This is a genomic window from Deltaproteobacteria bacterium, assembly GCA_028818775.1.
In the GTDB taxonomy this organism is placed as follows: Bacteria; Desulfobacterota; Binatia; order UBA9968; family JAJDTQ01; genus JAJDTQ01.
Genome location: JAPPNE010000156.1, coordinates 34,675 through 46,402, shown reverse-complemented (window position 1 = coordinate 46,402; position 11,728 = coordinate 34,675). Strand labels below are relative to the sequence as shown.

The following is an 11,728-nucleotide window of genomic DNA, read 5'->3' as shown; positions in this document are numbered from 1 at the left end:
GGTGGTGGCCTGCATGAAGTACGGGTTGGACACTTGGCGTCCGATCCAGGTGAAGCTCCGCAGGTCGGGCTTCATCCCCCGTGCCACCTGGTTGACGGCCTGTCCGGGCAGGTTGATGGCAGCCATGGTGTGGCCGTCGGGCTTGGCCCGGTTCAGTATGGTCACGGAGTTCCTGCCCCCGGCGCCCGGCACGTTGCGGATGAGCACGGGGACCCCCAGCAGCTTGGATATGACCTCGCCCTGGAGCCGCGCGGCGGTGTCCATGGCGCCCCCCACTGAGAATCCCACCAGGATGGTGATGGGCTTGCTGGGCTTCCAGTCCGCGGCCGATGCCGGCGTGGCCGCCAGCGCCAGCGACATGGCGACGACCGCCACGAGAAAGGCTTTGAACAACGATTTCCGAATTCGCATCACGGGCTCCTTTCGGTTTGAAGAGAACCTCTTCACGACATGTTCAACGAGGCGAGGCAAATTCTTGCACTCCTTGGATTTCCGGTCAAGGCGTTGCCGGGCTGAGGCACTACCGCAGCAGCGACGGGTCGAACGCCCGCAGCAGGCCCTCCAGCCGCACCTCCCGCACCTTGTCCTGGGGCGGCCGGGCGCGCTGCGGGTACTGCACCGGCGGCGCCGGCTTGGTGGCGTCCAGGATCATGACCGCGCCCATGACCGGCTCGTGGGTTCCGTCCACCGTATAGGTCCAGTTGGACGGCAGCAGGTCGCCGGGCCCGTTCCAGTCGGGGATCGTCAGCACGTCCTTGTCCGGGCGCATGCGTGTCCCCACCGCCCAGGTCACCTCGGGTTCGTTGAACACGTTGATGTCGTCGTCCACCACCACCACGCAGCGGAGGTTTTCGGGCTCCGTCGAGATGGCGGCCATGGCCGCGCGCTTGACCTCCGAATCCTTGGTCTTGCGGATGGAGATGTAGCAGTGGGTGCGCGCGTGGGCCGGCACGTTGACGTTGACCACGCCGGGGACGGCCTCCCGGACCCGCCGGTAGATGGTGCCCATGCGCGGCAGGCTGCCCAGCACCAGGTGTTCCTGGCCCGCCGGGAAGACGTCGTAGTAGATGGGGTTCCGGCGCATGGTCATGGCCGACACATGCATCACAGGCTGCGCGCCCACGCTCACGTAGTAGCCGGTCCATTCGCCGAAGGGGCCTTCGAGACGGGTCTCGTCCGGCAGGAGCCGTCCCTCGACGACGATCTCCGCGTGCGCCGGCACCATGAGGTCCACGGTCTCCGCCTTGACCAGCTCGATGGGCTCCTGTAGCAGCGCTCCGGCCTCGGCGAATTCGCCGCCGATGCCCGGCAGCCGCGACACCGCCCCGAGCATGAACGTGGGATAGTGTCCGATGACCAGCGCGAACTCCGTGGCCTCGCCGCGCTCCGAGTTGCGCCGGTAGATGTAGCCGCCATGGTGGCTGCCCTGGATGTAGACTCCGAGGGTGCGGGGGTCGTGGACCTGGTGGCGGTAGAGCCCGGCGTTCTGGGCGCCGGTGTCCGGGTCTTTCAGGATCATGACCCCGCCGGTGATGTAGGGACCGGCGTCGAGCTCGTTGTGGAACGGGATTGGCAGGGACGACAGATCCACCGCATCCCCCTTGAGCACCACCTCCTTCACCGGCCCGTCAATGACGGTCTTTGCCTGGATCGGCCGGGCCTGCCGCTCGCCGTAGACCCGCACCATGTCGTGGACGTCGGTGCCCAGCGCGAGCGCGAGCCGTTCGTAGGTGGCCGTGAGGTTGATGACCAGCGGCATGGAGGCGCCTTCCACGTCGGTGAACACCAGCGCGGGAAACCGCCCGTCCTCCCCCAGACGCTCGGCGATGGCGGTGATGTCGAACCTGCGGTCCACCCGCCGGGTGACCATGCGGATCTGGCCCGGTGAGGCGGCGGCGAGCTGTTCGATGAATGTGCGCAGGTCCTTTGCCATGGATGCCGTCCTCCGGTCTCGGTTGGACACGATACCGTATCCCATGCATGGCCCGCCCACAACTTCACCTTGGCCGGTCACGCGGAGGGTAGGACCCGACTTTCGAATATGCCTGCGTGACCCCCGCCAGTCCTTGAAATCCCCCCGTCTATGTCATAGACCGTAGGTTTTTCGAGAGAGCGTCCCATGGGAACCTATCTGCTCCGCCGCCTGGTCGGGACCATCCCGGTCATGGTGCTCATCAGCCTGCTCGTCTTCCTGCTGATCCAGGCCGCTCCCGGCGATCCGACGCTGATGCTGCTGGGGGAGGACACCACCCAGGAGGACATCGACCAGGCCCGGGAAAGGTGGGGCCTCGACCAGCCCGTCTACGTCCAGTACTTCAAGTTCTTCATGTCGGCGGCCCAAGGGGACTTCGGCCGCTCCTTCAAGTACGACGAGCCCGTGCTGGACGTGATCCTGAGCCGCGTCCCGGCCACCCTGGAGCTGGCTACGGCCTCGGTCATCATCGCCATCATCTTCGCCATCCCGTTAGGGGTGTGGGCCGCGGCCAAGCCCAACTCCTGGGTGGACAACACCGGCACCACGTTCGGCCTGTTCGGCATCAGCATGCCCAGCTTCTGGTTCGGGATCATGCTGATCCTGCTGTTCGCCGGGATATTGAACATCCTCCCATCCGCGGGGCGGGACACCTACGGCATCGCCGGTCCGCAGATCACCGGCTTCTACATCCTCGACAGCGCCATCCAGGGCAACTGGGCCGGGGTGCGCGACGGTCTGGAGCACGTCTTCCTCCCGGCCGTGGCCCTGGGCTCCAACATGCTCGGCATCCTCATGCGCGTAACGCGGTCGTCGGTGCTGGAGGTCATGCACGAGGAGTACGTGACCACGGCCCGCGCCAAGGGGCTGGTGGAGCGCAAGGTGCTGTGGCGCCACGTGGTGCGCAACGCCCTGATCCCGGTGATCACGGTGGTGGGGCTGGAGCTCGGCACGCTGCTGAGCGGCTCGATCATCGTGGAGACGGTTTTCTCGTGGCCCGGCAGCGGCAGCCTGCTGGTCATCGCGCTCAACGCGCGCGACCACCCGCTGGTGACCGGGCTGGTGTTGGTGTACACGGTGGCGTTCGTCGCCATCAACTTCCTGATCGACGTGCTCTATGCAGTCATCGACCCAAGAATACGGTATTGACACGGGCACGCCGGATTCCGGCCGGGCGAAGCCCCGCACCCAGTGGTGGCGTCCGTGGATGCGCACCAAGGTCTACGTGGGCGGCTCCGTCGTGCTGCTCTTCATCATCTCGGGCGCCCTCGGCCCGCTGGTGGCGCCGTTCGATCCTAACCAGCAGAGCCTGGAGACAATGCTGCACGCGCCCCAGTGGTTCTGGGGCCCTCACTTTCTCGGCACCGACAACCTCGGCCGCGACATCCTGAGCCGCATCGTCTTCGGCGCCCGGGTGTCGCTGCTGATCGCCTTTGCCGTGGTGGCCATCTCCGGCCTGGTCGGCGTGGTTCTCGGGGCCACCTCGGGGTACTTCGGCGGCAACGTGGACTTCACCATCCAGAAGCTCGTGGAAGTGGTGTGGGCCTTCCCGCCGCTGCTGCTGGCCCTGACCATCATGGCGTTCCTGGGGCAGGGCCTGTTCAACCTGATCCTCGCCCTGGTGGCGCAGCGCTGGATCCAGTACTGCCGAGTGACCCGAGGCCAGAGCCTGTCCCTCAAGGCGCGCGAGTTCGTCATCTCGGCCAAGTCGCTGGGCGCCAGCGACGCCCAGATCATCGCGCGCCACATCATTCCCAACCTGATCCAGGTGTCGCTGGTCATCGGCACCTTCGCCATGGCCTCGTCCATCATCTCCGAGGCCAGCCTGAGCTTCCTGGGCCTGGGCGTGCCCCCCGAGATCCCCACCTGGGGCACCATGCTCGCGGACGGCCGCATCTACATCAGCACCGCGTGGTGGCTGGCGCTCTTCCCCGGGCTGTCCATCTTCATCACGGTGCTGGGCATCAACCTCCTGGGCGACGCCCTGCGGGACGTCCTGGACCCGAGGCTCAAGCGGGCGGGAACCTACATTTGACATCGTCGACGCCACGGCTGGGCATGGTGCTGTACCATGGCATCGACAGCGGCAATGAGCTGCGGAACTACGCCCGGGTTGCCGAAGAGGCCGGCTTCGACTCCCTGTGGGTCACCGAGCGCTACTTTCACGAGGAGACGTTCTCCCTCCTGGGCTTTCTCGCCGCCGCCACCCGGCGCATACGGCTCGGCCTCGGCGTCACCAATCCCTACACCCGCAACCCGGCGCTGTTGGCCATGTCCGCGGCGACGCTGGACCGGATTGCCGGGGGCCGCTTTCTCCTGGGGCTTGGCCGGAGCGACAAGTGGATGATCGAGGGCCGCATGGGCATGCCCTACGAGCGGCCGCTGACCCACATGAAGAAGACAGTGGCCGAGCTCCGGCAACTCCTGGCGGGTGAGCGCGTGAGCGGCGCCGGCGTTTACTGGGACCTCAAGGCCGTGCGGCTCGCGGTGACACCGGCGCAGGCAAGCCTGCCCATCTACCTGGCCGCCATCGGCCCCAAGGCGCTGCGGCTTGCCGGCGCGGTGGCCGACGGGGTGCTCCTCAACGCCTACGTCCCCACCGCGTACGTGCGCTACGCGGTCCGGGAGATCGCGTCCGCGGCCCGGGAGGCGGGACGCGACCCGGCGGCCATCGACATCGCCTGCATGCTAATCGTGCGCCTGACCGGCGATCCCGAGCGCATGATGCCGGCCCTCAAGGAACGCATGGTGCGGCTCCTGGCCGAGCCGTTCGTGGGAGAAGTCCTGCTGGAGCGCGGTGGCTTCGACCCCGGCATCCTGCCCGAGCTTCGCGCCACCGCGGAGGGCCGCGGCGAGAAGGCCGCCGTGGGGCTCATCACCGAGGAGATGGTGGAGGCGTTCTACCTGCTGGGCAACGCCGCGACGTGCCGCCGGCGCATCGCCGAATACCGCGAGGCCGGCGTGGAGCACGCGCTGCTGCTGCCGCGGCTCGAAGACTACGAGAGCGCCGTCGAGGCCCTGGGGCCGCGCGCGTAAGGCTTGTATCACGGAGAGAAGCGGCGCGCCCAATCGATGAGCACCCCACCCGACATGTCGAACCCGCGGCCCCGCAGACCGCTCAACGTCCGGTTCTTCTACGGTTGGGTGGTGGTGGCGACGACCTTCACGGCGTCGCTCCTGGCCGCGGGTATCCGCGCCGCGCCGCAGACCTTCGTGCGACCGCTGGAAGCGGACTTCGGCTGGAGCCGCGGAGCGATCAACGCCGCCGTATCCATCAACCTGGTGCTCTACGGCGCCATCGGCCCCTTCGCCGGCCGTTTCCAGGACCGCCGGGGGCCGCGGGTGGTGATGCTCGTGGCGCTGGCGCTGCTGGCGGTGGGGGCTGGGCTGACCTCGTCGATCAACCGCCTGTGGGAGTTCCTGGTGGTGTGGGGCCTGATCGTCGGCACCGGCGCGGGCGGCATCTCGTCGGTACTGGCGGCCAGCGTCGCCCACCGCTGGTTCGTGCGCCACCGCGGCGTGGTGCTGGGCCTGCTGAACAGCGCCGGCTCCACCGGACAGCTCATCTTCATCCCGGTGGTGCTGAGCATGATCGTGGCCTGGGGCTGGCGCACGGCGGCCATGACGCTTTCGGGCGTGGCGGTGGTGGCCTTCCTGCTGGTGTGGTGGCTCATGCGCAACGATCCCGCCGAGGTGGGGGAGGAGGCGCTGGGTGAGTCGGAGGCCAACGCGGCCGCGGCCGCGAGACCCGGCGGCGCACCGCCGGTGACCAGCACCACGGTGCGGGACGCGGTCCGCACACGCACCTTCTGGCTCCTGGCCGGCGCCTACGCCATTTGCGGCGGCACCTCCAACGGCCTCATCGGCGCCAACATGATCCCGCACGCCCTGGACATCGGCATCAGCCACCAGGTGGCCAGCATCACCGTGGGGATCATGGCCGGCCTGAACTTCGTCGGCACCATGGGGGCCGGGTGGCTCTGCGACCGCATGGACCCGCGCAAGGTGCTGGCGTGGATCTACGCTTTGCGGGCGGTTTCGCTGCTCATCCTGCCGGCGGTCACAGGTCCCGCCGGCATGTTCGTCTTCGCGGTGATCTACGGCCTGGACTGGTTCGCGACGGTGCCGCCGGTGGTGGCCATCGCCGGCAACACCTTCGGCAAGAACTCGGTGGGCAGCATCTATGGCCTGATCTTTCTGGCGCACCAACTGGGCGGCGCCGCCATGGCCCAGGGCAGCGGCATCGCCTACGATGTGTTCGGCGACTACGTCCCGTCCTTCCTCACCGGCGCGGTGCTGGCCGTGCTGGCCGCGGGCATGTCGCTGGCCATCGCCAAGGACCCGCCGGTCCGTCTGGCGCCGCCCCAGCCCGGACTGGCGGCCACGTAGGAAACGGTGATGGCGTCCTTCGACTTCGCGCCGCTGGTGCTCCGCTACGCTCAGGACGAACGGAATGAAAGCATTTCCGTTCGTCCTGAGCCCTTCGACAAGCTCAGGACAGGCATAGCAAAGCCAAGCCGAAGGACGCCGTGCCGGACCGGTTGTGACCTGACGGAGACACCCAATGCCTTGTGATCCCGACTACCTCAGCTTTTCCGACGCGGAGTACGAGCGCCGCCATGCGGCGGTGCGGGCGCGCATGGACCGCATGGGCCTGGAGGCCGTGGTGTTCTACGGCAGCCGTACGGCGCCGGACATCCACTACCTGAGCAACTGGCTTGCCACCTCCGAGGCATACTTCGTCTACCTGCGCCAGGGGGAGGCCACCCTGTTCGTGCAACTGTCCAACCACCTGCCCAATGCCAGGCGCATGGCCGTCGTGGATGACGTCCGTTTCGGGGGATCGAGCCCCACGGGCTCGGTGGATTCGGTGCCGCGGGTGCTGGAGAACCTGAAGGACCGGGGGCTTGAGAAGGCTACGGTGGGGCTTTGCGGCAACGTTCCCTACCGGCACTATCTGCGCCTGGTGGAGGCCCTGCCCGAAGTCGAGTGGAAGGACTTCAGCGCTGAGATGCGCGACCAGCGCCAAGTGAAGAGCGCCGAGGAGATCGAGCGGCTGCGCCAGGCCGCGGCCATGAGCGACGACTCGGTGGCGGCGCTCACCGAGCACGCGCGACCCGGCATCCCCGAGCACGAGCTGGCGCGGATCGTCGAGGACGTCTACCTGGGCAAGGGCGGCATCAACGGCATCCACTTCATGATCACCACATCCATGCACGACCCCAGGGGCGGCGTGCCCCAGCAGCATCTCTCCAACCGCATCCTGCGGAAGGGCGACGTGCTGGTCACCGAGATCAGCACCAACTACGCCGGCTACACCGGCCAGGTCCTGCGCACCTTCACCATCGGCGAGGAACCCACCCCCGAGTACAGGCGCCTCCACGACGTGGCCATGGAGGCCTTCGACCGCATCGCCGGCGTCATCAAGGCCGGTGCCGGAACCGAAGAGGTGCTAAAGGCGGCGGACGTGGTCCACGAACGCGGCTTCACGGTCTACGACGACGTGGTCCACGGCGCCAGCCAGTTGCCGCCGATCCTGCGGACGTCGACGACCAGCCGCGGGGCGCCGCCCGACTTCCGTTTCGAGACGGACATGTGCCTGGTGATCCAGCCCAACGTGGTGACCGAGGACGGCTTGCGCGGGGTGCAGTTCGGCGAGATGATGCGGGTGACCGATACCGGGCTGGAAAAGATGCACGACTGCCCGCGGGAGCTGATCGTGTGCCGCAACGGATGACCGCGGCCGGTTCGTTGACCGGCCACGGGCGAGTCTGAAGCTCGCCACCGCGGTCGTCGCGTCTTACCGACGACTGTAGTCCCGCGCATCTTGGGGGGATCTGCTCGTGAGACGCAAGACTCGGCGCGACAAGAGATACGAGGCCGTCTGGTTGGCGCTGGCGCTCTGGACGGTGGTGCACCTGTCCCCGGCGGGTGCGGCTGAGGACCCCGTGGCGCGGGGGAAATACCTCGTCCGGGCCGGTCTGTGCATCGCCTGCCACACCGACTACAAGAACAAGGGCGCGGAGCTTGCCGGCGGCTACGCCATCGAGGTCCCCTTCGGCAAGATCTACAGCACCAACATCACGCCGGACCCCGAGACCGGCATCGGCGGGTGGAGCGACGAAGAGTTCCTCCGGGCCATGCGCCAGGGCATTGGCCGCGGGGGCGAGCACCTGTTCCCGGCCTTCCCCTACACCTCCTTCACCAACATGACCGACGAGGACATCCTCGCCCTCAAGGCCTATCTGTCCACGGTCAAGCCCGTGCGCAGGGAGAACCGGGAGCCCGAGCTGACGGTGCCCTTCGGCTGGCGCTTCCTGCTGGCGGGGTGGAAGTGGCGCTACTTCGACGAGGGCCCGTGGACCCCCGATCCGGGCAAGCCGGCCCAGTGGAACCGCGGCGCCTATCTGGTCCGGGCGGTGACGCACTGCGCGGAGTGTCACACGCCCCGGGACTGGGCCGGCGGACTCGACCGGGACCTTCTGATGGCCGGGGCGGCCGACGGCCCCGAGGGTGAAACCGCACCCAACATCACGCCGCACAAGGAGACCGGGGCGGGCGACTGGTCGGTGGAGGACATGGTGGAGTTGCTCAAGAGCAGCTACAAGCCCGACGGCGACAACGTCCAGGGCCTCATGGAGCGGGTCATCATCCATGGCTACGAGCACATGACCGACGAAGACCTCAGCGCCATCGCCGTCTACCTGCGCTCGCTGCCGGCCATCGACAACCGCATCGAGTGAAAGAAACCTTCCTGGTTTTCGAGAATTTACGAATCGTCATTCCCGCTTTCGCGGGGATGACGATTCGTAGGACGTGCTCCGGATCGCTCTTCACGAACACTTTCTTTGCAACATCGGGATCAATGCTCCTTCATGTCCCCGACGGGACGCTAACCTCCTGCTTCGTTACGCAGCCCCAGTAGCCGGGCCGCGTTCCCCCCGCGAACCGCGTCGGAGTCGCCCAGCCCGGCGCGTTCCAGCAGCCCCAGCGGATCGCGCTCTCCCATGTCGTAGGGGTAGTCGGTGCCCAGCAGCAACCGTTCCTCGCCTGCAAGCTGATGCAGGAACGTGAGCATGCGCGGGTCGTGCAGGATGGTGTCGAAGTAGAAGCGGCGGAAGTACGTTTCCGGGTTGCCCGGCACCGCGCGCGCCGCGTCCACCGCGCCGTGGCCGTGGATCACGCGGCCGAGGAGGTAGGGGAGGGCGCCGCCGCCGTGCACCAGGCAGATGTTGAGGGACGGGTAACGCTCCATCACGCCGCCGAGGATAAGGGACGCCGCCGCGATGGCGGTGTCCACGGGATTGCCCACCAGGTTGTTCATGTAGTACCGGCTCAGCCGCTCCGCCGCGGCCACGCGGTGCGGATGCAGTTGCACCAGCACGCCCAGGTCGGCGGCGCACTCGAAGAACGGCCGGAACGCCTCGTCGTCGAGGTTCACCCCGTTGATGTGGGTGCCGATCTCCACCATGGGGATGCCCAGCACTTCCACCGCGTACCGGAGCTCCTCCACCGCCTCCCGTCCCGCCTGCATGGGCACCGTGGCCACCGGGATCAGCCCGGGCGTCCCGCGCGCCGCCTCGGCGTTGGTCTCGTTGAAGAGGCGTGACACCGCCTGCCCGTGAACGCCTTCCAGTTGATACGTCACGATGGTCATGGGCGGCGACAGCACCTGCCGGTCCAGCCCCCGCTCCCGCATGGCGCTCACCCGCGCCGGCAGGTCCGAAAGGAACGGCTGCAGCGATGAGGGACGGCCGTCCCCGACCCGCAGCGACAGCCGACCCGAGGCGTCCTCCTCGATGTGGCACCCGTGCCGGGCGCCGTCCCGGCGCATACCCTCGATCCACTCGAGCGGGGTGAAGTGGGCGTGGATGTCGATGACTTCTTTAGGCATTTTACTCTTCCCGAGGGCCACCTACTCCTTTTTCGCCATCACGTCGGCGGCGGCCAGATCCTCGCCGACCCGGTGGAACGGACGGCCCGAGTCGCTGATGGCCAGGACCACCACGATCTCGTCGGCGCGCGGGGCGTCGGGCACCGAGACCTGCATCGAGTCGAAGTGGCTGAACTTCCAGACGTCGTCCTTGTGGTGCAGCGGGCAATCGATGGCGGTCCCGGGACCGCCGATCTTCGTGGTCGAGGGCATGACCGAGCGCGCCGGCCCGACAATCTCGCGCACCGGCTTGCCAAGCCGCGGGTGCATCACCGCGGCGGCATGCTCGCGCTCGCCGTTCTCGCCCACGACCGCCGCCTTGCCGTAGCTGTGAACGGCGGCGCCGTCGATGCCCAGCGCGTCGATGGCGCGTTGGGCCAGCAGGCCGCCGAGCTCCGCGCCCGCTTTCTGCAACTCTTCGAGCCCCTCGTCATAGACCCCGGCATAGGGGTTGGCGATCACGGCGATGGCCGCGCACTGACGGGAGGCGGGCTCCACCGGGCGGTCCATCTCTCGCCGGGTTTCCTCGACGATGGTCACGAGCTTGCGGATCTCCATACGGCTTCCTCCTGGTCTCGATAGGCATAACTGGTTAGGGTACTACGCCACCAGCGACGTTCGTTGCAACGCCCGCGGCCGGGGTTCCCACGTCCGGCGCCGATCCCCATCCTGTCCCAGGAAGCTCGATTGACAAGCACTCCCCGATGTTGTTTCCTAGGGAACCCCGAAAAATCGGGCAGATACGGCGTTTACGCACAGGAGGACCGTCATGAGAAAGTGGGTTGTTATCGCGCTGTTGCTGACTCTGGTGGCCTTTACGCAAGCGACCACCGTTGCGGCGGCGGACTTTCCGAAGAAGAACATCACCATCATCGTCGCGGGATCTCCTGGCGGTGGGTTCGACCGGCTGGCCCGGGGCATCGGCAGGACCATGCGGAAGTACCTGCCCAAGGGCGTCCATCTCGTGGTCAAGAACATCACCGGCGGAGGACTGGTCATCGGTACGGTGGCCATGTACAAAGCCAAGCCCGACGGCTACACGCTGGGCCACCTGTTCACCGACGGCATGCTTGGCAAGCAGTTGATCAGCGGCGTCGCCAAGACCGGCTACGACGTCACCAAGTTCACCTATATCGCACGGGTCGGGGCCGAGCCCTACAGCCTTATCGTGGGCAAGAACTCCAAGTTTCATACGCTTGAGGACCTCCAGAAGGCCAAACGCGTGAAATGGGGCGTGGAGGGCATCGGCGTCTCGCGCTGGATCCCGACGTTCGTGACGGCCAAGGAGCTGGGCATCCAGATGGACGTCGTGTCGGGCTACCGCGGCACCAGCGAGGGCATACCGGCCATGATCCGGAATGACTTCGACGTCTACCTGCAGCCCATCGACCACCCCACCACCGCCACCTACATCGCGTCGGGCGACGTGAGGCCGATCCTTCACCTGCACAGCGAACGGCCGGTGAATGCTCCCAACACCCCGACGGCCGTGGAGAAGGGTGTCGATCTCCGCCTCTACGTGGGCCGCAGCATCGTGGCGCCGCCGGGTCTGCCCGACGACAGGAAGAAGATCCTGGAAGATCTGTTCATGAAGGCCATGACCGATCCGGAATACAAGGAGTTCCTGGCCAAGTCCAAGAGCCCCATCGTCGCCGGTGACTCCAAGGTGGCGCAGGCGGACCTGGACAACTACGTGAAGACCTACAGCAAGTACACCCAAGCCATGCGCGACGCGCTGCCGAAGTAGCCGCCGTCATTCAACGGGGATCGCCTTCGGAGCGATCCCCGTATTCCAATGCGACCTGGTGTGACGCACATGCCAG

Annotated in this window: 11 protein-coding genes; 7 read left to right on the top strand and 4 right to left on the bottom strand. The window is 67.2% G+C overall.

Translation table 11 applies throughout. The features are described from left to right. Both OXU42_17305 and OXU42_17300 read right to left on the bottom strand, forming a co-directional pair. Window positions 1–411 (bottom strand): tripartite tricarboxylate transporter substrate-binding protein (locus OXU42_17305; GenBank protein MDE0031146.1); only part of this gene is annotated, 411 nt, incomplete at its 3' end. Between the two features lie 109 nt (window positions 412–520). Beyond that, the gene (locus OXU42_17300; GenBank protein ID MDE0031145.1) at window positions 521–1,933 is read right to left on the bottom strand and encodes a UbiD family decarboxylase; all 1,413 of its coding nucleotides are present in this window, start codon (window positions 1,931–1,933) and stop codon (window positions 521–523) included. 186 nt (window positions 1,934–2,119) lie between these two features. On the opposite strand from OXU42_17300, the gene OXU42_17295 reads away from it, so the two are divergent. The 6 genes from OXU42_17295 (at window position 2,120) to OXU42_17270 (ending at window position 8,715) form a co-directional block, all read left to right on the top strand. Beyond that, window positions 2,120–3,121, top strand: a complete 1,002-nt coding sequence (locus OXU42_17295) for an ABC transporter permease (GenBank protein ID MDE0031144.1) — start codon at window positions 2,120–2,122, stop codon at window positions 3,119–3,121. 58 nt (window positions 3,122–3,179) lie between these two features. Beyond that, window positions 3,180–4,007: an ABC transporter permease gene (locus OXU42_17290; GenBank protein ID MDE0031143.1), complete on the top strand. Its 828-nt coding sequence runs from the start codon at window positions 3,180–3,182 to the stop codon at window positions 4,005–4,007. Next, window positions 4,004–5,008 carry an LLM class flavin-dependent oxidoreductase gene (locus OXU42_17285; protein MDE0031142.1) on the top strand — a complete coding sequence of 335 codons (1,005 nt, stop codon included), beginning with the start codon at window positions 4,004–4,006 and terminating at the stop codon, window positions 5,006–5,008. The genes OXU42_17290 and OXU42_17285 overlap by 4 nt, the downstream gene beginning before the upstream one ends. Window positions 5,009–5,044: 36 nt before the next feature. Next, window positions 5,045–6,361, top strand: a complete 1,317-nt coding sequence (locus OXU42_17280; protein ID MDE0031141.1) for an MFS transporter — start codon at window positions 5,045–5,047, stop codon at window positions 6,359–6,361. A gap of 175 nt (window positions 6,362–6,536) precedes the next feature. Continuing rightward, window positions 6,537–7,709, top strand: a complete 1,173-nt coding sequence (locus OXU42_17275; GenBank protein ID MDE0031140.1) for a Xaa-Pro peptidase family protein — start codon at window positions 6,537–6,539, stop codon at window positions 7,707–7,709. Window positions 7,710–7,815: 106 nt separating this feature from the next. Next, window positions 7,816–8,715 (top strand): cytochrome c, encoded by a 900-nt coding sequence (locus OXU42_17270; GenBank protein MDE0031139.1) that lies wholly within the window; start codon window positions 7,816–7,818, stop codon window positions 8,713–8,715. A 149-nt stretch (window positions 8,716–8,864) separates the two neighbouring features. Here OXU42_17270 and OXU42_17265 read toward each other — a convergent pair whose 3' ends face one another. Beyond that, complete coding sequence (locus tag OXU42_17265) at window positions 8,865–9,866, bottom strand: amidohydrolase family protein (GenBank protein ID MDE0031138.1); 1,002 nt, start codon at window positions 9,864–9,866, stop codon at window positions 8,865–8,867. A 21-nt stretch (window positions 9,867–9,887) separates the two neighbouring features. Next, the gene (locus tag OXU42_17260; protein ID MDE0031137.1) at window positions 9,888–10,463 is read right to left on the bottom strand and encodes an amino acid synthesis family protein; all 576 of its coding nucleotides are present in this window, start codon (window positions 10,461–10,463) and stop codon (window positions 9,888–9,890) included. A 211-nt stretch (window positions 10,464–10,674) separates the two neighbouring features. Here OXU42_17260 and OXU42_17255 point away from each other — a divergent pair, with 211 nt between their 5' ends. Beyond that, window positions 10,675–11,652, top strand: a complete 978-nt coding sequence (locus tag OXU42_17255) for a tripartite tricarboxylate transporter substrate binding protein (protein ID MDE0031136.1) — start codon at window positions 10,675–10,677, stop codon at window positions 11,650–11,652. Window positions 11,653–11,728 lie beyond the last annotated feature (76 nt).

What these genes read in the sequence shown, in the direction of transcription:
- OXU42_17300 (MDE0031145.1), bottom strand. Translation starts at nt 1,933, where the DNA reads ATGGCAAAGGACCTGCGCACATTCATCGAACAGCTCGCCGCCGCCTCA.
- OXU42_17295 (MDE0031144.1), top strand. Translation starts at nt 2,120, where the DNA reads ATGGGAACCTATCTGCTCCGCCGCCTGGTCGGGACCATCCCGGTCATG.
- OXU42_17290 (MDE0031143.1), top strand. Translation starts at nt 3,180, where the DNA reads ATGCGCACCAAGGTCTACGTGGGCGGCTCCGTCGTGCTGCTCTTCATC.
- OXU42_17280 (MDE0031141.1), top strand. Translation starts at nt 5,045, where the DNA reads ATGAGCACCCCACCCGACATGTCGAACCCGCGGCCCCGCAGACCGCTC.
- OXU42_17275 (MDE0031140.1), top strand. Translation starts at nt 6,537, where the DNA reads ATGCCTTGTGATCCCGACTACCTCAGCTTTTCCGACGCGGAGTACGAG.
- OXU42_17265 (MDE0031138.1), bottom strand. Translation starts at nt 9,866, where the DNA reads ATGCCTAAAGAAGTCATCGACATCCACGCCCACTTCACCCCGCTCGAG.
- OXU42_17260 (MDE0031137.1), bottom strand. Translation starts at nt 10,463, where the DNA reads ATGGAGATCCGCAAGCTCGTGACCATCGTCGAGGAAACCCGGCGAGAG.
- OXU42_17255 (MDE0031136.1), top strand. Translation starts at nt 10,675, where the DNA reads ATGAGAAAGTGGGTTGTTATCGCGCTGTTGCTGACTCTGGTGGCCTTT.